Annotated in this window: 22 protein-coding genes; 7 read left to right on the forward strand and 15 right to left on the reverse strand. The window is 63.7% G+C overall.

Annotated elements, in window-relative coordinates; translation table 11 throughout:
• Window positions 1-165 precede the first annotated feature (165 nt).
• Window positions 166-1422 (reverse strand): nitrate/nitrite transporter, encoded by a 1257-nt coding sequence (locus LN996_RS11230; protein WP_231340470.1) that lies wholly within the window; start codon window positions 1420-1422, stop codon window positions 166-168.
• Between the two features lie 14 nt (window positions 1423-1436).
• Window positions 1437-2234 (reverse strand): alpha/beta fold hydrolase, encoded by a 798-nt coding sequence (locus tag LN996_RS11235; protein WP_231340471.1) that lies wholly within the window; start codon window positions 2232-2234, stop codon window positions 1437-1439.
• 159 nt (window positions 2235-2393) lie between these two features.
• On the opposite strand from LN996_RS11235, the gene LN996_RS11240 reads away from it, so the two are divergent.
• Entirely contained in the window at window positions 2394-3647 is a 1254-nt protein-coding gene (locus LN996_RS11240) for an FAD-dependent monooxygenase (protein ID WP_231340472.1), read from the forward strand.
• On the opposite strand, the gene LN996_RS11245 is transcribed toward LN996_RS11240, so the two are convergent.
• Window positions 3640-4107 (reverse strand): MarR family winged helix-turn-helix transcriptional regulator, encoded by a 468-nt coding sequence (locus LN996_RS11245; protein WP_231340473.1) that lies wholly within the window; start codon window positions 4105-4107, stop codon window positions 3640-3642. The two genes, LN996_RS11240 and LN996_RS11245, sit on opposite strands and share 8 nt — an antisense overlap.
• Window positions 4108-4197: 90 nt before the next feature.
• On the opposite strand from LN996_RS11245, the gene LN996_RS11250 reads away from it, so the two are divergent.
• Window positions 4198-4932 carry a S9 family peptidase gene (locus LN996_RS11250; protein WP_231340474.1) on the forward strand — a complete coding sequence of 245 codons (735 nt, stop codon included), beginning with the start codon at window positions 4198-4200 and terminating at the stop codon, window positions 4930-4932.
• 43 nt (window positions 4933-4975) lie between these two features.
• On the opposite strand, the gene LN996_RS11255 is transcribed toward LN996_RS11250, so the two are convergent.
• The 4 genes from LN996_RS11255 to LN996_RS11270 all read right to left on the reverse strand — a co-directional run bounded on the left by LN996_RS11255 (window position 4976) and on the right by LN996_RS11270 (window position 7427).
• Window positions 4976-5377 (reverse strand): serine protease inhibitor, encoded by a 402-nt coding sequence (locus LN996_RS11255; RefSeq protein WP_231340475.1) that lies wholly within the window; start codon window positions 5375-5377, stop codon window positions 4976-4978.
• A gap of 29 nt (window positions 5378-5406) precedes the next feature.
• A complete protein-coding gene (locus tag LN996_RS11260) occupies window positions 5407-6345 on the reverse strand; it encodes a 3-methyladenine DNA glycosylase (protein ID WP_231340476.1) in 939 nt (312 codons plus the stop codon).
• Window positions 6332-6841, reverse strand: coding sequence for an SSI family serine proteinase inhibitor (locus tag LN996_RS11265; RefSeq protein ID WP_231340477.1), 510 nt, complete (start codon window positions 6839-6841; stop codon window positions 6332-6334). The genes LN996_RS11260 and LN996_RS11265 overlap by 14 nt, the downstream gene beginning before the upstream one ends.
• 118 nt (window positions 6842-6959) lie before the next feature.
• Window positions 6960-7427, reverse strand: coding sequence for a MarR family winged helix-turn-helix transcriptional regulator (locus tag LN996_RS11270; protein ID WP_231340478.1), 468 nt, complete (start codon window positions 7425-7427; stop codon window positions 6960-6962).
• A 111-nt stretch (window positions 7428-7538) separates the two neighbouring features.
• Between LN996_RS11270 and LN996_RS11275 the strand changes: the two genes are divergently transcribed.
• The 3 genes from LN996_RS11275 to LN996_RS11285 all read left to right on the forward strand — a co-directional run bounded on the left by LN996_RS11275 (window position 7539) and on the right by LN996_RS11285 (window position 8526).
• Window positions 7539-7763 carry a hypothetical protein gene (locus LN996_RS11275; protein WP_026541816.1) on the forward strand — a complete coding sequence of 75 codons (225 nt, stop codon included), beginning with the start codon at window positions 7539-7541 and terminating at the stop codon, window positions 7761-7763.
• Window positions 7764-7859: 96 nt separating this feature from the next.
• Window positions 7860-8096, forward strand: a complete 237-nt coding sequence (locus LN996_RS11280) for a hypothetical protein (protein WP_231340479.1) — start codon at window positions 7860-7862, stop codon at window positions 8094-8096.
• Window positions 8097-8166: 70 nt separating this feature from the next.
• Window positions 8167-8526, forward strand: coding sequence for a lipopolysaccharide assembly LapA domain-containing protein (locus LN996_RS11285; protein WP_231340480.1), 360 nt, complete (start codon window positions 8167-8169; stop codon window positions 8524-8526).
• A 109-nt stretch (window positions 8527-8635) separates the two neighbouring features.
• Here LN996_RS11285 and LN996_RS11290 read toward each other — a convergent pair whose 3' ends face one another.
• From LN996_RS11290 to LN996_RS11300, 3 genes are all read right to left on the reverse strand, one after another.
• Entirely contained in the window at window positions 8636-8935 is a 300-nt protein-coding gene (locus tag LN996_RS11290) for a DUF4193 domain-containing protein (RefSeq protein ID WP_011773410.1), read from the reverse strand.
• A gap of 155 nt (window positions 8936-9090) precedes the next feature.
• The gene (locus LN996_RS11295) at window positions 9091-11586 is read right to left on the reverse strand and encodes a beta-glucosidase (RefSeq protein ID WP_231340481.1); all 2496 of its coding nucleotides are present in this window, start codon (window positions 11584-11586) and stop codon (window positions 9091-9093) included.
• The gene (locus LN996_RS11300) at window positions 11587-12867 is read right to left on the reverse strand and encodes an MFS transporter (protein WP_231340482.1); all 1281 of its coding nucleotides are present in this window, start codon (window positions 12865-12867) and stop codon (window positions 11587-11589) included.
• A 135-nt stretch (window positions 12868-13002) separates the two neighbouring features.
• On the opposite strand from LN996_RS11300, the gene LN996_RS11305 reads away from it, so the two are divergent.
• Window positions 13003-13599, forward strand: a complete 597-nt coding sequence (locus LN996_RS11305; protein WP_231340483.1) for a TetR/AcrR family transcriptional regulator — start codon at window positions 13003-13005, stop codon at window positions 13597-13599.
• Between the two features lie 69 nt (window positions 13600-13668).
• Here the strand turns inward: LN996_RS11305 and LN996_RS11310 are convergent, their stop codons facing one another.
• Both LN996_RS11310 and LN996_RS11315 read right to left on the reverse strand, forming a co-directional pair.
• Window positions 13669-15015: an aspartate kinase gene (locus LN996_RS11310; protein WP_159705651.1), complete on the reverse strand. Its 1347-nt coding sequence runs from the start codon at window positions 15013-15015 to the stop codon at window positions 13669-13671.
• 144 nt (window positions 15016-15159) lie between these two features.
• Complete coding sequence (locus LN996_RS11315; RefSeq protein WP_231340484.1) at window positions 15160-15687, reverse strand: DUF427 domain-containing protein; 528 nt, start codon at window positions 15685-15687, stop codon at window positions 15160-15162.
• A gap of 115 nt (window positions 15688-15802) precedes the next feature.
• Here LN996_RS11315 and LN996_RS11320 point away from each other — a divergent pair, with 115 nt between their 5' ends.
• On the forward strand, window positions 15803-16897 hold the full coding sequence (locus LN996_RS11320; RefSeq protein ID WP_231340485.1) for a hypothetical protein: 1095 nt from the start codon (window positions 15803-15805) through the stop codon (window positions 16895-16897).
• On the opposite strand, the gene LN996_RS11325 is transcribed toward LN996_RS11320, so the two are convergent.
• The 3 genes from LN996_RS11325 to LN996_RS11335 are packed head-to-tail and all read right to left on the reverse strand — an operon-like array spanning window position 16878 to window position 21478.
• Window positions 16878-17483: a dihydrofolate reductase family protein gene (locus LN996_RS11325; RefSeq protein WP_231340486.1), complete on the reverse strand. Its 606-nt coding sequence runs from the start codon at window positions 17481-17483 to the stop codon at window positions 16878-16880. The two genes, LN996_RS11320 and LN996_RS11325, sit on opposite strands and share 20 nt — an antisense overlap.
• Window positions 17484-17518: 35 nt before the next feature.
• The gene (gene recR / locus LN996_RS11330; protein ID WP_144650148.1) at window positions 17519-18118 is read right to left on the reverse strand and encodes a recombination mediator RecR; all 600 of its coding nucleotides are present in this window, start codon (window positions 18116-18118) and stop codon (window positions 17519-17521) included.
• A gap of 33 nt (window positions 18119-18151) precedes the next feature.
• Entirely contained in the window at window positions 18152-21478 is a 3327-nt protein-coding gene (locus LN996_RS11335; RefSeq protein WP_231340487.1) for a DNA polymerase III subunit gamma and tau, read from the reverse strand.
• Between the last annotated feature and the right edge of the window lie 18 nt (window positions 21479-21496).

A 21496-nucleotide genomic window follows, 5' to 3' on the forward strand; every position in this document is an offset into this window, starting at 1 on the left:
CCCCCCCCCCCCCCCCCCCCCCCCCCCCCCCCCCCCCCCCCCCACCCCCCCCCCCCCCCCCTCCGCCCTCCCCCCCTCTTTCGCTCGGGCCCCCCGCGCGGGGGGGGGGCCCCCCCCCCCCCCCCCACTGCCGTATCTTTCCATCATTTACCGGCTTCCCATCAGTTACGAGGAAGGAACAGCGCTGGTTGGTTCGGAACTCGGCAGATCGTCGGCTTTGGGTGGCACAGGTGGTTTGGGCTTGCCTGGCCCCAGCGCGAACAAGCCGAAGGCGAGAGTTGCGATGCCGATCATCAACCACGCTGGGGTGTAACCCGCCGAAGCCGCCATCCCACCGAAGATCCAAGGCAGAATAAACCCGCTGACAGCCGTCACGGTCAGGAGAAGGCCCACCGCTGTTCCAATGAGTTCCGGTGGCACGTCCGGATCTTCTCCGGGAGCGGTTTGCCACACCGCAAAGCAGCCGTTGAAGCCAAAGCCGATGAGCGCTGCGGACAGCCACAGCACATCGGATCCCGCAGCGGGCAACATGAGGATCCCGATTCCCTGAATCGCCAGGAAAAGGAGGAACGTGATCTTTGCGCTCAACAGTCGATCAGCGAGGAGGCCGGCAATGATGCTGCCCGGGATGCCCGCGAGGCCGACCAGCAATCCCGCCAATGCCACCACCTCCACGGAGAACCCGCGTTCTTCTGCCGCATAAACACCTATCAGTTGGGAAGCGACGAAGTACGCCCCGTAGCCACCGAAAAACGCCATGCTGTGACGCCATAGCCTTCGATTGCGGAGTATGGCCGCGATGTTCCGGCCGCTGAGTCTCGTGCCCAGCAGGGCCGGAACTCCCTGCGGAATCCGGTACACCACCAGAACCAGAAGCGCACATGCCACGGCGATGAGCCCTGCCAGGATGAGGGCTCCCCTCCAGCCCATTGACCGTTCGACCGGTCCCCAGGCGTACAGGCCGACGGCTACGCCTGCACTGAACGCGGCGGAGACAACACCCAAGGCCGCAGCATGTTCACGCCCGCGGAACCAGACGCTGACGGCCGCAATGCCTATGCCTGCATACACAGATGCGGCAAGCCCGGCCAGTACGCGCAAGGTCAGCAGCATTGTGTATCCATCAACGATCCCGGCCAGCGCGGTGAAGAGGCCTTCAAGGAGCAAGCCTCCGACAAGGGCGGCGCGGATGCCGCATTTCGCGGCGATGAAGCCGGCGGGGATGTGCATGATTCCGTAGCCGACGACGAAGCCGGAAATCAGCAGGGCAAGCTGGGGCAGGTCCGCGTCGTAGTCCGCTGAAATGCCGGCGAACGTGGACGGCATGACGAACCAGTTGAAGGTCATCGCAACGAAGCCCACGGCGATGACGCTCAGCATGACCCATCGTGCGGAAGCGTTCTGCTGGAGTTGACTATTCATGTCGAAACCGGCGCTTAGCTGAAGAACGTCTTGATGGCGGCGGCCACTGATTCGGGATTCTCCAGCGTTGGGAAGTGCGTCTTCCCAGGGATGTGGATGGGCGTGAACCAAGGGTTCCCGGCCGCGAATTCCTCCTGGAACTTCCGGTATTCGGGGTCCAGTGGCTGAGAGTAGATGTGAGCCACCTCGAGGTTGCCCGGGACGGCTTTCATCCGTTCAAGTGGGTTTTCCCATTGTGCATAGCTCTTCTGGATCTCCCGGCAGGCCCGCATCCACATGCTTTCACCGAACCAGGTCATCTCCCGCTGGACGTGGTCGATGACATCAACGGAATCCGTGCCTTCGGTCCATTCGTCGAACATGCTCTGCCGTGCCGCGGCGACGGTAGTGGGGGAGGCTCCTTGTTCGATCTGCTGGTGAAATCCTTCAAATGGCTTCAAGAGCCAGTCGATCACCACGGCTTGGCCGAAACGCTTGGCGCCAAGCCGCTCCTGAACGCCGATGTTGACCCAGCAGCCGTGGGAAGTTGAGGCGATCCTGACATCCTCGAGATCGAGTTGTTCGATGAACTCCACGGTGTCCTGGATGAGGTCCTCGGCAGTGAAATCGGCCGGCGTCCCTGCACTGCCGTCGTGACCACGGAAATTCAGCCGCAGCACACGGAAGTGGTCCCGCAGATGGGGTTCCAGGAGTCGAAAGAGCCGGTGGTCCTGGGCCCACCCGTGGATCAGGATGAGCGGGGGAGCCGAGGGGTCGCCCGATTCGACGTATTCGAGGGATGTGTTGTTGATGGACGTGGTTTTGAGCTGCACGATGACCTCACTCGAGAGTGTCGGAAAGAAGGGGATATTGATTCAATGTGACGAGCGTCACCGGAAGCTTATGGGCCGCTGCTTCGCCAAGTCAATAGCCTGCTATGTAAATATTTTGAGGGTTCCAATTACATAGCTAGGTATGTAATACTTCTCGGCGTGAGCGAGCTCACATCCACCCAAGCACCGATCGAGGAGTTCCAAATGAGCGTTTCGCAGGGCCATGTTGAAATTGCCGGTGGCGGCATCGGGGGGTTGACCGCGGCGGCTGCCTTGGCGCGGCGCGGCTGGACAGTCCGTCTCCACGAAGCCAATCAATCAATCCGTGCTTTGGGCGCGGGGATATACCTGTGGGACAACGGGCTGGCAGTGCTCCGCGCGCTGGGCGTCGAAGGTATGGCCACGGAGGGCGCCCATTACGGGCCCAGCATCCAGAGCCGCGACAGCCAAGGAGCCTTGATCGGGGAGACGCCCACCAACACCGCGGGATCCGTTCGGGTGCTTACCGTGCTGCGCGAGAAGTTGATTGCAGCCCTGCATTACGCCGCCGTTGAGTCGGGCGTTGAGATTGTCACAGGTTCGGTGGCGGTGGGGGCTGAGGTGGAAGGGGTTCTCAGGTTCGCCGATGGCAGCTCGAGGGCGGCCGATCTGGTCATTGCGGCCGATGGTGTTGGATCGCAGGTACGTGAAAGCCTCGGCCTGTTGCGTCGCCGGCAGGCCTTGGGCCAGAGATGTGCACGACTCCTCCTGCCCCGTGCCGCCGGTGATGTTCCCCGTGAGATCGAAGACAACTACATCGAGTACATGTCAGGCCAACGGTTTCTGCTCTATACGCCCAGCAGCTCAGGGGATCTCTATGTGGCGCTCGTTTGCCCGGCCTCGGACCTGGGGGCAATGGGCGGCCATCTGCCGAAGGATGAATGGGTGCGGTCATTCCCTGCACTGGAGTCCCTCATCCGGAGATTGGGTCCAGTTCCCCGTTGGGATGACTTCGAGTGGGTGGAGCTGTCAAAGTGGTCCGCCGGCCGGGTTGCCGTCATCGGAGATGCGGCACACGCCCAGCCACCCTATCTGGGGCAAGGGGGCGGCTGCGCCATGATGTCGGCACTTGGCCTGGCGCATGCAGTCTCCGAATCCGGACGTTCCCTCGAAGGAGCCCTTGCGCTGTGGGAATCCACGGAGCGACCGGTCATCGAACACACCCAGAGGTTCTCGGTTCGCGTGAGTGAACTGAACAACGTCCCCGACGATGCGCGTCGGGAGATCCTCAAAGTTGCCGCCACCTTGCCGCGGATAGGCCGTTCCCGGGCCCGCGCGGCATCAACGGTTCCCACGGGAATGAAGGTGCCGGTGGAAGTCGGCGAACGGTTCAAAGGGTGGGACAGGCTCGCCGATCCAAGCCCCGCTATTTAGCAGAGATCTGGGCGTCAACGATCTGGACGAAGTCCTGCAGGACGGCAACAACCTGGCGGCGTGTTTCCGGCGGAAATTGAAGCAGCGAATCTTTCTGGAAGTCCCGAAGGATACGTCTCTTCCCTTCCCAAAGTTCAGCCCCCCGGGAGGTGAGCTCCACCAGCGTCACCCGGTCATCATGCTCGGAGGGCCTACGGGAAACTATGCCGCGTTCTTCAAGGGAATTCAGCATTCGGGTCACAGTAGGCTGCGCGATTCCGGCTTGGCGGGCAATCTCGCCGACGGGAAGGGCGCCACGCTGGGCGACTGAATCCAGCACGGCCACCTGGGACTCTGTCAGGGTCTCGCCTTCGCCCAGCACGCCTACCCGGCTGCGTCCCCGACGCAGCACCCGATACACGTCGTTGCAGGCGCGGATCCAGTCATCAAGCAGTTCGGGAGGGACGTCGTGGCTGCTCATAATGTGAGGGTTCCTGTGAGAAGTGATTCCTGAAATCCAGACTAGTCGCGTGCCCTTCCTCCAACAAATCCATGAGAGGCAGACGGAAAAATGCAATCCTCACTTCATAAGTACGGCTCATCTGACCAACAAGTGGTCAGTTTCCATCAACCCGGTGATGGTGGTGCGATCCATGGCACGGCGGTGCTGGTGCATGGAGGGTACTGGCGTGAGGCCTTCACTGCTGAGCTCATGGTGCCGCTTGCGGCAGACCTGGTCATGCGCGGCTGGGCGGTTGCCAATGTGGAGTACCGGCGGGTCGGCCAAGCGCCGGCACCATCCGCAATGGTCAATGATGTTTCGAGGGCTGTGCAGTGCGCGCTCGACTGGTGTGCCGAATCAGGGAACCCGAGGAAGGTGGTCGGAATTGGGCACTCGGTAGGTGCCCAGCTTGGGATGCTCAATGGTGGCCTTCTGGACGCTTTTGTAGCTCTGGCGCCCGTCACCGATTTACCCCGGGCCTACAGGGAAGACCTGGGGGAGAGTGCAGTAAAGGGGTTCATTGGTGACGACGCAGGGGACCTCCCCGCCCGGCTGGAGAGGTACTCTCCTGTGCATCAGTTGCCTCTAGGGAAGCCCCTGCTCGTTGTCCATGGTTCAGACGACCAAAGGGTCCCGGTTGCCCACTCCAAGGCATACTGCGCTAAAGCCACGAGCCTTGGCGACGCGGTCGACTTCTGGCAGCTGCCCCATTTGGACCATCTGCAAGCCATCAACCCTGACGGCATCCATTGGCCGCAAGTGGTCGAATGGATGCACGCCCGGCAGGCCGATCAGTCGGCTTAGGACGGGTCTCTCCCCGGGAAAGTTGAGCGGGCGGGGTCGCCGCCTATGCGGCGCCGGTTGAGCCTCCGGTGTTTCCCAGCAGGGACGCCAGGGTTTTCCAGCGCGAAATCTCGCAGCCGTCGGTCCTGCTGAAACGGCTGTGGACCTTGCGTCCACGGAACCAACCAGTGACCACGGCTACTTGGGGGCCGCCGTACTGTTGCGTGCAGATCCGGTCCGGCCGGGGTTCCGGGAAGAAGATCTCCTCGCCAAACTGCTCGACGGCGGCCAGCGCCGCAGGTGCGTCCGGCAAGTTCGAGTCCAGTGAGTCGGAGTCAGGGGAGAGGAGGCCGGCGACGGACCGGAGGTGGAATTCGTGGCTCTCAGCGCCAGGTGCCTCGGTCAGCGTGACTGTGAGGTCGACGTCGTACTCGCTGTTGGGTGACTCGCTCGTGGGGGAAACCATAGTGACCTTTCGCTGGTGGCGGCGGGTGCTCAGGCGGCCAATCCACCCAGCTCATGGAGGAGCGGATCTACTGCCTGGAGCACGCGGGCCCGCAGCTCCTGGGATTCTGCTGCGAAAGCCCGCTGGTATTCAACGTACTCGGCCTTGCCCTGCGGTGTCTCGATCCTGATGGGTGGGTAGCCCCATTCTTCGAGATCGTACGGGGAGGCCTTCATGTCCATGGCACGGATCCGCCACGAGAGCTCGAAGCAGTCCATCACCAGCTCGCTTGGCAGTGCCGGGGTCAGCTTGTACGCCCACTTGTAGAGGTCCATGTTGGCGTGCAGGCAGCCCGGCTGCTCCATGGCCCGCTGGTTTTCGCGGGTGGGTTCGAGCTCGTTCAGGGGAATGGCATCAGGGGTGTAGAAACGGAACGCATCGAAGTGGGAGCAGCGGATGCGGTTCTCTTCCACCACCGTGTCCGTTCCTTCACCGCCGAGCCTCAATTGCAGGTATTCGTGCCGCAGCTCGAACTTCTCCTGGCGGTACACCATGGCCCACTCGTGCAGGCCGAAGCACCCGAACTGGGCCGGACGCTTGGCTGTGCCTGCGAGGATGATGCCCGCGAAGCGGACGGCTTCGGTGCGGTCGGCCACGAAGCTGCTGCGATCAAAGGTGACCGCTGGCGTGCCCGCGGGAAGCCCGAGTGAGGCGAGTTCGCCGTCGTCGAGCGTTCTGTAGAACTTCCACGTGGCACGCTCAAGGGCGCGCGGACCGCTGAGGACTGTGCCGTCCCCAGGGTGCCAGCGCAGCAGTTGGCCCGGTTTTTGGGTGTAGTACGTGAAGAGGAAGTCCTCTACAGGGTGCTTCCTACCGGCCGAGCGTCGAGCCAGGTACGGGTCTGCGTAGCGCGCGACGCGTGCTTGATGGGCTGCCTCCAGCCCGAGCCATTGCTCTTGGGGGAGGTGCTGCGGCCTAGAGGCCGCCATCTGATCCGAGGACGCTCTTGGCGGCGTCCCATAGCGCGATCTGGCAGCCGTCCGTCCGGCTGAACGCCGCCGTGACGTCCTTGCCGTCCACGGCACCGGTCACCTTGGCCGTTGCCGGGCCGCCGTATTGCATGGTGCAGGCCTGGTCGGTCTTGGTGGGGGCAGGGCTAAGGATGGAGGGGCTGTTCTTGATGGATGTGCACGCTTCGGCAGCAGACGGGTGGTTGCTTTCGGCGGCCGGCGCGCCGGCCGTGCAGACGAGGGTGAAGGTCTGCGGTGCGGCTTCGGGCGTTTCAATCAGCGTGATGGAGAGCTCGGCATCGCCTGCGCCAGTGGCTGCTGACGCGCTGGGAGTTGCGCTGCTGCTTGAGGGGGCCGACGACGACGGTGCCTGCGTTGCGCTGCCCGTCGAACCTGGCGATGGGGTGCCTGAGCATGCGGCGAGGCCAGCGACGGCCAGGACTGCCAACAAGTACCGAACAAATCGCGTGCGCATGGAATCTCCTAGGTTGCGTCCATTTTACGTGGCACTTTTGGTGCCCGCCTCTGTGTCCGCTTCCAGCAGACCACTGCCGCTGTGCGCTTGGCTAGGGAAACTGGCTGTCGGTTTGGTATCAGGTTGAGCTGCTGCGTTGGGTTGCCGCGATCAGGCCGGTCATGGCTTGGTGGAGCTCGGCTACCTCTTCGCGGCTGAGCTGCAGGCGTTCGCGGATTTCGCCGGGGACGGCAGTCGCCTGCTTGCGGAGGGCGGCGCCCTTCTCTGTCAGCTTGATGGCCAGGGCGCGTTCGTTGCCGGGCACGCGTTCGCGGGTGATGAGCTCGGCTTCCTCGAGGCGCTTCAGCAGGGGGGAGACGGTGGCTGGATCATGGAGGAGGCTGTCGCTGATGTCCTTCAGCGTCCGGGGGCTCCGTTCCCACAGGGCAAGCATCACCAAGTACTGGGGATGGGTTAGTCCAAGCCGTTCCAGCACGGGCTTGTAGACGCCCACCACGCTGCGGGACGCGACGGTCAGGGCAAAGCAAAGTTGGCGCTCCAGGAGGAGGTCGTCAGTCTCCTGGGCGGGCTCGTCGATGGCCGTCATGGCTGCCTCCTGGGCTTGCTGCGTCAGCTCGCGCCGATCAATTGGTTAGTGTACTAACAATTAGCGTACTATGGACTCATTGAACCGTCTAAAAAAGAGGAGTCGATCCGCGTGGCCAAGGAATCTCTCACCCGGAAGTTCATGCGCGCCACTGGGAAGTTCAGGGTTGTTTTCGGCCCCGCGCACAGCAGTTCGCTCGACCATGAAATGACCGAAGCGAACCGGAAGCTCCTCGCCCAGCGCCAGGCCGAGACGCAGCAATGGGAAACGCTCCGCCGCCCCGATGGCAGCACCTACGTGGTGCCCCGCAATCCGGATGACAAGTCGCTGCGGTAGGCGTTCTTTCACGGATTTGGGCGTAAAATTGCCTCACTGAACGGCATGCACTGACCCTGCCGCTCTTTCTCTCCCGTAGAAAGGAGGTGGAAGAACATGGGACGCAAGTTGGAGGGATTCCAGCATGTCACTGAACGGCTGCAGTCCGTCTTTGGACCGGCAACCCACGGTGACACGGATACCCCTGTAGTGCACAAGCATGACGATTTTGAGACCGCCTCCGAGGCGGATCTGAAGAACTTCGACGTCGAGACCGATTCCGAAGGCCATCACTACGCTGTCCGGAACAACGATCCCGGCCCGACCTCAACTGACTACTCGGTACGTCACTGACTATCGCGCAACTCATCAGCATGCTTATGATGTAGAAAGCGGGTGATGCCGTGACAAAAGGGGGTCGTCGATGAGTTTTCAGGATGATGTTGCAGGGGTTCCAAGCGAGGCTCCCCGTCAGGATCGGACCGCCCCGCCTTCGGTGGCGCCCACGTCCAGGCCAACCCGCACCGCGGCCCTGTGGGTGGCTGTGGCCGTTGGCTTGGTGGTCCTGGTGATGCTGATTGTGTTCTTTGTCCAAAACCAGGACATGATCACGGTCCGCTTCTTCGGACTCCAAGGGACGCTGGCCCTCGGCACCACGCTCTTCATCGCAGCTGTAGGCGGCGGCGTGCTGGTGGCCCTGGCAGGCGGTGCCAGGATCCTCCAGCTCAGAATGGTCAACCATCGCCGCAAGAAGGCTGTGGGCGGCCCAGGGGCGGGACCCTAGAAGCTGTTAACTGCGGAAGGACCGGAGCGCTTGCTCCGGTCCTTCCGCAATTTAATCCCGACGGCGGCACTCCCTGACGATGTTTAGCCCGCCGGGGTGGTGGGTCGTCTTAGCCTTCGCAGTCAGTGCAGTAGGCGACGCCATCTTTCTCGCGTGCGATCTGCGAGCGGTGGCGGACCAGGAAGCAGGAGTGACAAGTGAACTCGTCGTTAGCCTGCGGGATGACCTGGATGACCAGTTCTTCAGCGACGATTTCGCCGCCGGGGCCGTTGGCGTCAAGGCCATCGGTTTCGTCCAGTTCCAGCACGACGCTCTTGGCCGTGGGGGCGCTGGCGGATTGGAGAGCCTGGAGGGATTGCTCCTGGTTCTCTTTTACATCGGTACGGAGTTCGTCGTAATCGGCTGCCACTTTTTAATGCCTCTTCGTGTTAGGGGGTTACCGGGTATGCAACGTACAGCATGCCACGAAAATTCCATACCATACCCCAGTTCTGACGCTTGTGGCGAAAACCACGTGTCTGGCAGCCCAAAAAAGCTGCCAGGCACGGTGATTTCGCGCCTGTATTACCGGAGTTCGATGTCCAATGATTGAAATTCGTCGTCGGCGTGGCGACCCACCAGCAGGCCGAACGTGCCCCGTTCAAACTGCCAGCCGCCGTCGTAATGTGCAAATGCCTTGGCCGGAATGCGGATCTCAACGCTCTCTGTACCAGCCGGAGCGAGGTGCGTTCCTGAGTAGCCTGCGAGCCAGCGGACCGGCCTGTCCACGGCGGAATCTGCGCGTTCCAGATACACCTGGACCACTTCGCGTCCCGTGCGGGTGCCGGTGTTCTTGACGGGAACGTGCACCACAATATCCTTCCCGGCCTGCGCTACCTGCGGGGCGTGGGCTGTGCCCAGTTCGAAGGTGGTGTAGCCGAGTCCGTAGCCGAACGGCAGGGCAGGAGCTGCGCCCCCCGCGGCTTCCTGCTTGAGCCAAGCGCGGTAGCCGATGTGGATGCCCTCGGAGTAGACCACCTTGCCGTCAACGGGCGTGGTGTTCAACACCGGGACGTCTTCCAGCGTGGCGGGCCACGTGGTGGGCAAGCGTCCGCCGGGCTCTTCGATGCCCAGCAGGATGTCTGCGATGGCGCTGCCGAACTCTTGGCCGCCGAACCAGCCCAGCAAAACCGCATCCACCGCGTCCAACCAAGGCATGAGCACTGGCGAGCCGGAGTTCACCACCACAACGGTGCGCGGGTTGGCCGCAGCCACGGCCTGCACCAGTTGGTTCTGGTAGCCAGGCAGGTCCAGGTCCTTGCGGTCGAAGCCTTCGGATTCAATAGCCGCGTTGGTACCCACCACCACCACGGCGACGTCGGAGTTCCGGGCTGCATCCACGGCGGCGTCGATTTCCGCCTGCGGGTCCGTGACCACCGTTTCCTCGCCCAGCAGGATGGCCGTGAACGGGATGGCCTGCTGCTTGGGCAACTGGTACTCGGCCTCGATCCGGACAGTCTGCCCGGCCGCGGTCTCGAGGGCGTGGACGGTCTTGGGCGGATCGAACAGCGCGGCGCCGAGGACGTTCGTATCGTCCTCAAGCTCGCTGTTGAAGACTTCGGTACCATCCAGGGCAAAGCGGATCCGGCCCACGGTACCTACGCCCAGGTGGTGGACGCCTGCTGTATCGGCTGTCCAGTCCGCTTCCATGCGGATGGAGGCGGCGCCGTCGGGAATTCCTACTCCGAACCAGATCAGGTGCGAGGCCAGGCGGTCTTCGCCGGAGATCTCCGTGCCGTCTTCGGCCAGGAACGTCACCCGGATTCCGGGCACGTTGGAGACAGGGTTGTGCAGTGAGGTCCGGGGGAAAGCCTGGATGCCCTCGGCAACCTTGGCGCCGCGCGCGTAGATGACCTTGACGTCGTCGGGCAACGCTTTCCGCAGCCCCTCCAGCGGCGACACGGTGTACTTGGGCATCACGGTGGCGCTGCCGCCGCCCTGGGTGCGCGCTTCGTCCGCGTTGTGGCCGATCACGGCAACGCTGCCGAGCGCCTTGGCGTCCAGCGGCAACAGGCCCTTGTTGCGGACCAGCACGGCGCCGCGGACGGCAACTTCACGCGCGACGGCGGCCCCTTCCAGTTCCGTGGGGAGCTGGGTGACTGCGGGAGTGAAACCTTCGAGGGATCCCACCCGGGCGGCGAGGCGGAGGATGCGGGTGACCTTTTCCAGGATGGCGTCCCGGCTGACCCGGCCATCGTTGACGGCCGCCAGCAGCTTGGGGCCCCAGTGGCCTACTGGACCGGGCATTTCGAGGTCCTGGTGGGCGTTGGCGGCGTCGATGGAGCGCACGCCGGTCCAGTCGGAGACTACGACGCCGTCGAAGCCCCATTCGGTGGACAGCGGGGTTTCAAGGAGTGTGTTCTCGCTTGCGGTGGTGCCGTTGATGGAGTTGTAGGAGCTCATGACCAGCCAGGCGCGGGCCTCGGTGATGGCGTCCTCGAACGCGGCCAGGTAGAGCTCTCGGAGCGGGCGTTCGTCCACCACGGAGTCGGCAGTGAAACGCTCGGTTTCGGCCTCGTTGGCCAGGTAGTGCTTGGGCGTTGCGCCGACTCCCATGGACTGGACGCCGGCAACGTAACCGGCGGCCATGGTGGCGGTGAGATGCGGGTCCTCGCTCATGCACTCGAAGTGGCGGCCGCCCAGGGGCGAGCGGTGCAGGTTGATGGTGGGGCCAAGGACCGCGTGGACGCCCTTGCGGCGCGCCTCCTGGCCCAGCACCTGTCCGTAGCGGCGGGCCGTCTCAACGCTCCAGGTTGCGGACAAAGCGGACGACGACGGCAAGGAGACTGAGTCGTGGCGCTCATCAAAGTCTTCGCCGCGGACACCTGCCGGCCCGTCCGACATGACCACGCGGGACAGTCCGATCTCCGGGATGGCGTGGGTGGACCAGACGTCCGCGCCGGTCAGAAGGTGAACCTGCTGCTCAAGCGTGAGGCTTCGGGCGAGTTCGCTGATCTTCGCCTCCGCATCCTGTGTTCCTGCCTGGGGCGCCGTGACAGCTGCCGGGAGGGTGGGGTTCATTTACTTGACTCCTTTGATACGGGTGACGAGGAGGGCTCCGATGATGCCGACTGTTGCACCACCGAGGAACAATGCGGGGTAGCCGCCAAAGGCGATCACCGGGAAGGCAATGGCGGGAACCAGGGACTGGGGAAGGGCCTGTGCGATGTTGAAGACACCAAAGGTCTTGGCATTCTCCGACTGGTTCTTGGGCAGCAGGTCAGTGATGAGGGCGACGTCCACGGCGCTGAAGATGCCGAGGCCCAGCCCGAGGATGCCTTGGCCAACCAGGACCTGGCCGGTGCCTGTGCTGGTGGCGATGACCACCAGGCCCGCCATCATGATCAGCGCGGACATGATCACCATGCTCTTGCGCTTGCCGATGCGGTCGCTGATCCAGCCGCCGGCGAGGCTGGTGATGACGGTTCCTGCCGAGCTCACCAGCGTTGCCTGGAACACCAGGCTGGTGACCTGCGTTTCGGCCACGTGGAGGTGGTCCGTAAAGAAGTATGGAAGGTAGAGCAAGCCCGCGCAGTAGCCCACATAGACCAAGAACTTGGTGACCCAAGCCCACCCCAGGCCGGGGTGATCTTTGGGGTTGAAGTAGAAGGAACCGAGAATCTCCTTGATGTTCAGCGGTGCCGGCTTCTCGGTGAGGACGCGGTCCTTGAACGTGAAGGCAAAGGCGATGGCAACTGCCGTGCCCACGATCCCGGGGACCACAGCCATCTGCAAGGCGTTGTCGAACATCTGGGCGAAGAAGGCCGCGGACACAAGTCCAATGGGAAGTGTCATGCCGATAAGGCCTGAGAGGCGTCCGCGCTCCGCTGGGCCCGCTTGGTCGGGAAGGGTTGCGACCAGGGCCGCGAGAGCCGCATTGAAGCCCAGCTGTGCTACAACCCAGGCCAGGAGGACGGTTCCGACCTCCGTGGCCGAACCCAGCAGGAAGAGCGCTGCCAGGCCTATCAGTGAGCCTCCAACGATCCAGGGTTTCCGCATGCCGAATCGGGATGTGGTGCGGTCGCTGAGGCGTCCGAAGAATGGGTTGGCGAGCAACGCGACGGCTGCCCCGACTCCTGCCACAAGACTGAGTGCTCCGGCGCGCGTATCCGGGGTGGTGATCTCCGAAACCTTGATGGCGAGGACCACCAGTGCTGGTGCAATAACGGCCATCCAGAGACCGGCGCTCGCGATGGGCATGCCGATGACGTAGGCACGGGACGCGGTTTGGGGCTGGGTGCTTCCGGTGCCCGGGGCGGCGGTTGCTGCGCCTGCCATCTGCTGATCGATATTGAGGGCCACATTGCCTCCTGATGAACGGGTGGCCCACCGTTGGGCCGCTGCAATGACTTTAGCTTCAAAAATCTAGTGTGACTAGGTTTTCAGGAAAAAATTCGAGTGATACTCGATTTTCACGCTGTGAAATAGACTGAACGGATGTCAACGTCCAGGGCCCGGGGCCAGTACGCCAAGGGTGCGGAACGCCGCGAACAGATCATCCAGACAGCAACGGACGTCTTTGCCACCGAGGGGTTTGAGGGAACTGCGCTCAAGCGCGTCGCCGAACTCGTGGGTGTCAAGGAAGCCACCCTCTTTCACTACTTCAAGGGCAAGCAGGAACTCCTCACCGCCGTCCTCGCCGAACGGGACCGGCGCTCAATCGCCGTGAGTGGCCAGGCAGATGTGGGGCTGAACCTGATGCCGCCCATCGCGGAAAGGAACGAGCGCGAGCCTGGATTGACCACTCTTTACGCAGTGGCGTCGGCAACCGCAAATGATCCCGGGCACGACTCCCACAGCTACTTCAAAGAGCGCTACGAGACAGTGGTCCGGGACATCGCCGCTGACATCGAACGGCGTCAGGCATCCGGGGAAGTCCGGACAGACGTCGACGCCGTCATGCTGGCACGTCTGACAGTGGCCGCTTTCGACGGCTTGCAACTGCAGTGGCTCTACGACAAATCCATTGACATGGCGGACGGCCTCCGGCAGCTCATTGACGTCCTGCTGGCACCGCCCCACCCAACTGAGTAACAGATAACGCCGTTCTGAAGGTTCAGAACGGCGTTATCTGCCTTACTTGGGGGCGTTGCCCGCGGCTGGCTAGCGGCCGGTGCCGCCGTAGACGGTTGCCTCAGCGTCGCCGTCGAGCTCGAACGCGTTGTGGATGGCGCGGACGGCGTCATCCAGCTTGTCAGCGCTGGTCACCACGGAGATGCGGATTTCCGAGGTGGAGATCATGTCGATGTTGATCCCGGCGTCGGAGAGGGCCTTGAAGAACGTGGCCGAAACACCCGGGTGCGAACGCATGCCCGCGCCGATCAGGGAAAGCTTCCCGACATGCTCGTTGTATTCGATGCTCTCGAAGCCGATCTGGCCCTCAGCGGCGCGCAGGGCTGCCAAGGCGTCGGCGCCTTCAACGATGGGCAGGGTGAACGAGATGTCCGTGCGGCCCGTGCCGTGGGTGGAGACGTTCTGGACAATCATGTCGATGTTCGAGTGGGCATCGGCGATCACCTGGAAAATCGCAGCAGCCTTGCCGGGGATGTCCGGGACGCCTACTACGGTGACCTTGGCTTCGGACCGGTCGTGTGCAACGCCGGAGATGATTGGCTGCTCCAAGGCAACTCCCTCTTGAATGTTGAACTTTTCGTCGGCGCCGGGGATAACCCAGGTGCCTTCGTGCTGGCTGAATGAGGAACGGACGTGCAGCGGCACACCGAAGCGGCGGGCGTACTCCACGCAACGCAGGTGCAGGATCTTGGCTCCCGAAGCGGCCAACTCCAGCATTTCTTCGCTGGAGATACGGTCGATCTTCTGGGCGGACGTGACCACGCGGGGGTCTGCAGTGTAAATGCCGTCCACGTCCGTGTAGATCTCGCAGACGTCTGCTTCCAGTGCTGCGGCGAGGGCAACGGCCGTAGTGTCCGAGCCGCCGCGGCCAAGGGTGGTGATTTCGTTCGTGATCCGGCTCATGCCTTGGAAGCCGGCCACGATCGCGATGTGCCCCTTGTCCAGCGCGGTGCGGATGCGGTGGGGGTCGACGTCGATAATCCGCGCCTTGCCGTGGATGCCGTCGGTAATCATGCCTGCCTGGGAACCCGTGAAGGACTGTGCAGAGGCACCGAACTTGTTGATGGCCATGGCAAGCAGGGCCATGGAAATTCGTTCGCCGGCGGACAACAACATGTCCATTTCGCGGGCGGGAGCGGAGTCAGTGACCTGCCCCGCAAGGTCCAGGAGTTCGTCGGTGGTGTCACCCATTGCGGAAACAACAACCACAACCTCGTTGCCGGCCTTCTGCGCATCCACGACACGCTGTGCGACCCGCTTGATGCCATCGGCATCGGCAACCGAGGAACCGCCGAACTTCTGAACGATCAGCTGCTTGGTAATGGCAGCCTCGTTGGAGAGCTCTTCGATCTTCACTTCGGTAGTGGGCATAGTCATGCGCGCACCCTCACTGCATCAATAGGGTTCGAACGCGGCATGCCAATTTCAAATTTGAGCACGCCAGCGTAGCTTATTTGCCCAGTTTATCGCCGCGTGCATGGCTGATAGGAATTGTGACCATATAGCGGCCGCCTGCGTTGGCTACCACCCGGACGTGCCTGGACCACCCTTGAACGGGCCCACGATCTGCTGGGTGATCCAGCCGCCGTAGAAGCTACCGTCCTGGAAGGTCACCTGCTCGCCGTTCACCTCACAGGAATCCATATGCTCCGGGTAGAGGGCCACCCGGCTGCTGAGGGCCTCGAAACCCCGGGCTGGCCTCGGGTAGGTCCACCCGCCACGGGAAACTATCTTTCCGCCGGCAACGACATCGAAATAGTATGCCTCTCCCTTGAACTCGCAGAAGCTGGTGCCTTCCCGGGGAATGAGGACACCCGGGGGAAAGGCATCCAACGGCAGGTAATAGACCGGTGGATGGCTGGTTTCCAAAACCCTCACGGAATCGGTGGAGTCCGCAATCACCTGGCCGCCAAGCCGAACCACGATCCGTTCCGGGCGTGGTTCAACCCTGGGCGGCCGCGGGTAATCCCACACCGATTCCTGGCCTGGCTTGGGCTTGATGGGCTTGGGACGACGGAAGGACTCGGGAAAGCCGGGAACACGGACCATGCACCCATGCTGCCACCTCCCGCTGGGTCCCGACTGTGAACGTAGAAGCGGCCGGCACGTATTGCTCCCGGGCATGCCCGGCGTACCATCCAATTCATGAGGAGTGCGAGAGGCGATGGCCGGCGTCCCTGACCATCCGGGCAGTTCGGGTCCGGGATGGAATGAGCCCGAGTATGAGGTCATCGGTGGCGGGATGATCGATGATCAGCGGCGGGTTCCCGATGCTCCGCGGACTGGGCCGGATTCGCCTGCCCGTACCCGTGCGGTGTTCACAAATGCTGTTGCCCAGGCATGGCAGATCGCCCGCCAATCCCTCGCTTCGTGGTGGTTCTGGGTTGCCAGCGCGGCCGGGGTGGCACTCTCATGGGGGATGGCCGTCGGCTTCGTCAGCTGGGGAGAATCCAACGGGTGGTTCCAAAGTACGGTGGCCGGCGCCGTCTTGTTGATCATGGCCGCGTTCCTGGCGTTGATGGCCGCCATATTGGGAACCGGCTGGGGCTTCCGCCATGCGGGCGGAAGCGTTCTGGAATTGCTGCTGGCAGGAGCCATGAGGGGTGTGGCCCTGGCCGTGCCGGTGTGCGTTGCTTTGCTCGTGGTGGGCATCAGCGTCGGCGGTCCGATCGCGCTGGTCGGTGCCGCCGTCGTCGTGATTGTCCTGGAAGCAGCCCTGTTCGGGCTGATCGGTTCTGGTTCGCGGGCGTTGTTCGCAAGCGTGGCGCCCGGCATGGCGTTGGCTGTGGTGTTGGTGGCGTTCCTTTGCGTTGGAAACGTTGCGGTCACCCTCATGCTGCTTCCTGCAACCACCGCCATGGATCAGGCTTCCGTGCCTGTAAACGTGGAGCGGGACGACTCAGGCAGAGTCGTCTCCTACCAGTGCGTGGGCGATCTCCGCCCGGTGGAAGTGGCGCACACGGATCGGGTGGCCTGGGTGGCAGCGTCCAACCCCGCTTTGCTGTTGGGCAGCGTTGGTGCCGGCTTCGTGGCCACAGACAATGAGATCGGGTGGGTATTGTCCGGACTTCAGTGGGCTGTCGACGGGCCCTCCCGCGAGGTTCCATGCCTCGGCGGGGAATCAAGCGCGGGACTCGCTCCTTCGGTGCCCGTATTCCTGACCGGTCTGGCGCTCCAGGCCTTGGCGGCCGCAGTGGTCGTGGCGCCGGGTCGCTGGCTGATGGCGCGACGGCAGAATGCTAGTTCGGGTTCCGGCTAGCGTCTTGGCGCGCGTACTCCGAGATCACGACGCCCGACGCGAACGCCGTCGTGGAGACCTCCTTGAAGGCGCTGGGCTGGTAGGCGCCGGGCGCAAAGAGCGGTATGCCATCGCCAAAGAGCAGCGGGCTTCGTTTGAGCACAAGCCTGTCGATCTCACCGGAGAGCGCAGTGGCCAACTTGCCGCCACCACACAGCCAGATCGATTGTCCTGGCTCGGATTTCAACCGGCGTACGACCTCCACCGGATCTTCGGAGGTCAGCGCAAGGTTCGGGTGGTCTCCCGGGATGTCAGCCTCGGACCGGGTCCGGGAAAAGACCACCTGCCGCAGATGCTGATACGGGCTGGTCATGCCGAAAGGCAGGCCTACCGCGTAGGTGTTCCAACCCATCAATACGGTGTCGAACATCGTCCCGCTGCGCTCGATGCCCATGGCGTCGGCAATCGCCGTAGGTATGGCATCAGAGAAACGTTCATTTTGTGCGTCCATATGGTCGCCCTCAACCGGAAATGCGTCGAACTCGCCTCCGGGACCGGCAATGTATCCATCCAGGCTGACGGCAACGTAGTACACAAGCTCTCGCACGGGACCCCCAAGACGGTGTTGTTGTGATTGTGAGACTACAACAGTGCGTTGCGCCTGCCCTCGAAGGCCCTGCCGAGCGTGACCTCGTCGGCGTACTCAAGGTCCCCACCGACAGGGAGGCCTGAGGCCAGCCGTGTCACGGTGATCCCGATCGATTTGAGCATGCGCGCCAAGTACGTCGCCGTGGCCTCGCCCTCAAGGTTCGGGTCCGTGGCGATGATGATTTCCTGGATGGCGCCGTCGTTGAGGCGTGTCAGGAGTTCCCGGATCCTCAGCTGCTCGGGACCAACTCCAGCAATGGGATTGATGGCCCCGCCCAGCACGTGATAGCGCCCGCGGAAGGACCGCGTACGCTCAACGGCCAGAACGTCCTTGGACTCCTCAACCACGCAGATCACCGACGGATCACGGCGCGGGTCGCGGCAGATATTGCACGTTTCCTGCTCGGTCACGTTGAAGCAGACACTGCAGAACTTCACGCGTTCCTTGACCGTGGTGATGGCCGTGACGAGGCGCTTCATATCCTCGGGATCGGCCTCAAGGATATGGAATGCCAGGCGCTGCGCCGATTTCGGGCCCACACCGGGAAGCCGGCCGAGCTCATCAATCAGCTCTTGAACTGCACCTTCGTACACAATGTCCTCATTTGTTTGAAATCAATGCTGGAGTCAGCGGGGTTGCAGAGGAGAACCGTCCAAGGCGCGCTCTTCGATCAGCTTTCCGCCCAGAATACGCTCCACCGCAGCCCGACCAAAGACCCTCGATTCCTCGATGGTTTCGTCCTCCGGGCTGGGGATATCCTCAGCCACGGTGGCCGGCGCTGCCTGGGTCCGCACGGGTGCTTGGACACGACCGGCTTGGGCTTCAGGACTGTTCGTCAGGCGCTGGTACAGGCTCTGACGGCCGTTGGGATTGCCCGACGGCGCGTCCTCCTCGAGCGTCGCAACCGAACCATGCGCTTCCTCAGGTTGCGTCGCCAAGGACGGCCACACTGCGGGAGCGTTGCCGGCCCCCGGGTTGCTGCCTGCCGGGATGCTGCCGCTTGCGGGGGCGGGCATGGATTGGGTTGCAGGCCAACTCGATGCCGGTGCGACGTCCCAACTGGAGCTTGGGTTCTGCTCGGCATTGGTTGGGTGGCCGTACGCTCCGTTGGTGCTCTCCGGAACCTGGGCTGCAGCTGGCTCGTAATCCGGAGCCTCCGTTGCCTGCTCGACGACTTCCGATGCCGTGGCGGGCTGCTTGCCCACGTTGGATTCCGTGCCCACTACCCAGGTGCCCGGCGCCTGCTCCACAGCCCTTGACCACGGGTCGGCGGATGATGCCGCGACCGCGGCGCTGCCCCCTGCGCCCGAAGCTGCGGCTGTCGGGGTCGTGGAAGATGCCGCCGGTGCCTGGTTGGCCGGTGGTTGGTTGGCCGGGGATTGGTTCACCGGCGCTTGGTTGACGGCGGGCCGCTGGCTGCCAGCTGCAGCAGCCGGGGCAGGGCTTTGTTGTTGGCCATAACCGGATGGGGGTTCCCAGTCTGCCGGAGGCTCTTCATCCAGCGGCGGGGCATCCTCGTCGAGTGGGGGACCCCAATCGTCGTCAGGGTACGAATAGTCGCCGGTGGACTCGGTGCTCAAAGGTGCCGAGGTTCCAGCTGCTGCAGGGGTGCCCGCCGGCGCAGCTGTGCCCGGGGCAGGCGTTGGGGTCGACTGCGAAGGAGCGGGTGCTGCCGGAGTGGTTGGTGCATTTACCGACGCCGTCGCTGTTGCTGCAGGAGTGGTTGGTGCTGCCGCCGTCGCGGGCATTTCCGGCGGAGTGGATTCCGTCGGCAACGGAGTGGTCGCTGACGTTGTCCCTGCAGCCGCAGGGCTGGCGGGGGCAAGACCCCAAGCGGAGTCGACAGCTGAAACCGGGGCTGGTCGCGATTCTGCTGACGACGACGCTGCTGACGATGCGTTGCCTGCTGGCGATTCATCATCAGCCGACGCCGGGGCGCCTGTTGACGATGAAGCAGCCGGAGTTTCCCGGCTAGTAGGCGCTTTTGGGTTTGGCTCAGAGCTCGCTGAGCTGTTGCCGCCAGCGACTGCCACGATCTGGCAGTCGATGCCGAGGGTCTTGTGGATTGCCTGGCGAAGGTTCTCGGAGTGGTCCGCACGTCCAAACGCGCCGGCAAGGCCGCCCGTGGTGAACGCGAGAGTCAGCACCTGCCCGTCGAACTGCGCCACTTGGGCGTTCGGTTCCACGAGCGCCCACGTGCTGCGCTTGATCTTGGTCAACGTCTGCAGGACATCCGGCCATGCGCGGCGCAAGGCCTCAACATCGCCGCTGCCTCCGGAAGCAGCAGGTCCTCCAGAAGCAGCAGGTCCTGCCGTTTGAGCGGGCTGCGGAGCCGGCGCCTGGGGCGCAGCTTGCGCTGGGGCTTGAACGGCTGGTGCTGCTTGGGATGGTGCTGGCGTCGGCGCTTGTACAGGCTCGGGCTGCGAGGTTGGTTCCTGGACCCGATCCGCAAGGGCTGGAGCCGCCACGGATTCAGCAGCCTGCGGAGCGCGACCGGATGCCAGGCGGTCCTCAACAGGCCAGTCGTTGGTGGACACCCGTGGCGCTGTGATGGCCTCACGCGCCCCAGCCTCATCGGCCGGTACTGGAACGGGCGTCGCTGCAGGGGGTACCGGTGCGGCCGGGGTCGGCTCAACGGCAGCGGGTGCCACTGGCGCGGAGGCGGGGACCGGCGTCGACTGAGCAACAGGCGCAGCAGCAGCCTGGCCAGCAGCAGCAGACTGGCCAGCAGCAGCAGCAGCAGCAGCCTGGCCAGCAGCAACAGCTGGCGCGCCGCCGTCGCCCGTGTAATTCAGGCGACGTTCCACGCGGTCGATGCGGGCCGCAATGCCCCGCTCGGTCTGTTCAGCGCTGGGCAGGAGGATGCGCGCGCACAGCAGCTCAAGGTGCAGCCGAGGCGAGGTGGCGCCGGTCATCTCGGTGAGCGCCGTGTTGGTGACGTCCGCTGCCCGTGAGAGTTCGGCTGCGCCCAGGTTGGTTGCCTGGTTGCGCATACGCGCGATCTGGTCGGCGGGCATCCCGCGGAGAATCGCCTGCGCGCTCTCGGGCATCGCCTGGACGATGATGAGGTCGCGGAAGCGTTCCAGCAGATCCTCGACGAAGCGCCGGGGATCGTGGCCGGTCTGGATGACACGGTCCACGGCCCTGAAAACAGTAGCGGCATCGGCGGCGGCGACGGCATCAACGATGTCGTCCAACAAGGAAGCGTGCGTGTAGCCAAGCAGCGCGACGGCGAGTTCGTAGTCCAGCCCGTTGGGTCCGGCGCCCGCCATGAGCTGGTCCAACACGGAGAGGGTGTCGCGGACAGAGCCGCCACCCGCGCGGATCACCAGCGAAAGCACGCCGGGAGCGACCGGAACGTTTTCCTGCTGGCAGAGGAGCTCGAGGTACTGCATGAGCGGCTCGGGCGGCACCAACCGGAAGGGGTAGTGGTGCGTGCGGGAGCGGATGGTCCCGATGACCTTGTCCGGCTCGGTGGTGGCAAAGATGAACTTGATGTGTTCCGGTGGCTCTTCGACGATCTTCAGGAGCGCGTTGAAGCCTGCCGACGTGACCATGTGGGCCTCGTCAATGATGAAGATCTTGTAGCGGTCCCGGACGGGAGCGAAGGTTGCGCGTTCACGGAGGTCGCGGGCGTCGTCGACGCCACCGTGGCTGGCGGCGTCGATCTCGATGACATCGAGCGAGCCGGAGCCGCCGCGGGCGAGTTCGATGCAGCTGGGGCACTTGCCGCAGGGGGTGTCAGTGGGGCCCTCGGCGCAGTTCAGGCAGCGGGCGAGGATGCGCGCAGAGGTGGTCTTGCCGCAGCCGCGGGGGCCGGAGAAGAGGTAGGCGTGGTTCACGCGGTTCTTCCGGAGGGCCGTCATCAGCGGCTCTGTGACGTGTTCCTGCCCGATAACGTCCGCGAAAGAGTCCGGGCGATACCTGCGGTACAGGGCAGTTGTAACAGTCACAGGGGAAACCTACCTATA

The sequence above is a fragment of the Arthrobacter sp. AK01 genome (genome assembly GCF_021109375.1).
Lineage (GTDB): Bacteria > Actinomycetota > Actinomycetes > Actinomycetales > Micrococcaceae > Arthrobacter.

Bases quoted from the DNA above. Each gene is read 5' to 3' on its own strand.
- LN996_RS11295 (WP_231340481.1), bottom strand. From the start codon at position 11,586: ATGAACCCCACCCTCCCGGCAGCTGTCACGGCGCCCCAGGCAGGAACA.
- LN996_RS11280 (WP_231340479.1), top strand. From the start codon at position 7,860: ATGGGACGCAAGTTGGAGGGATTCCAGCATGTCACTGAACGGCTGCAG.
- LN996_RS11285 (WP_231340480.1), top strand. From the start codon at position 8,167: ATGAGTTTTCAGGATGATGTTGCAGGGGTTCCAAGCGAGGCTCCCCGT.
- LN996_RS11260 (WP_231340476.1), bottom strand. From the start codon at position 6,345: ATGGCGGCCTCTAGGCCGCAGCACCTCCCCCAAGAGCAATGGCTCGGG.
- LN996_RS11255 (WP_231340475.1), bottom strand. From the start codon at position 5,377: ATGGTTTCCCCCACGAGCGAGTCACCCAACAGCGAGTACGACGTCGAC.
- LN996_RS11245 (WP_231340473.1), bottom strand. From the start codon at position 4,107: ATGAGCAGCCACGACGTCCCTCCCGAACTGCTTGATGACTGGATCCGC.
- LN996_RS11250 (WP_231340474.1), top strand. From the start codon at position 4,198: ATGCAATCCTCACTTCATAAGTACGGCTCATCTGACCAACAAGTGGTC.
- LN996_RS11310 (WP_159705651.1), bottom strand. From the start codon at position 15,015: ATGACTATGCCCACTACCGAAGTGAAGATCGAAGAGCTCTCCAACGAG.
- LN996_RS11315 (WP_231340484.1), bottom strand. From the start codon at position 15,687: ATGGTCCGTGTTCCCGGCTTTCCCGAGTCCTTCCGTCGTCCCAAGCCC.
- LN996_RS11305 (WP_231340483.1), top strand. From the start codon at position 13,003: ATGTCAACGTCCAGGGCCCGGGGCCAGTACGCCAAGGGTGCGGAACGC.
- LN996_RS11230 (WP_231340470.1), bottom strand. From the start codon at position 1,422: ATGAATAGTCAACTCCAGCAGAACGCTTCCGCACGATGGGTCATGCTG.
- LN996_RS11320 (WP_231340485.1), top strand. From the start codon at position 15,803: ATGGCCGGCGTCCCTGACCATCCGGGCAGTTCGGGTCCGGGATGGAAT.
- LN996_RS11270 (WP_231340478.1), bottom strand. From the start codon at position 7,427: ATGACGGCCATCGACGAGCCCGCCCAGGAGACTGACGACCTCCTCCTG.
- LN996_RS11265 (WP_231340477.1), bottom strand. From the start codon at position 6,841: ATGCGCACGCGATTTGTTCGGTACTTGTTGGCAGTCCTGGCCGTCGCT.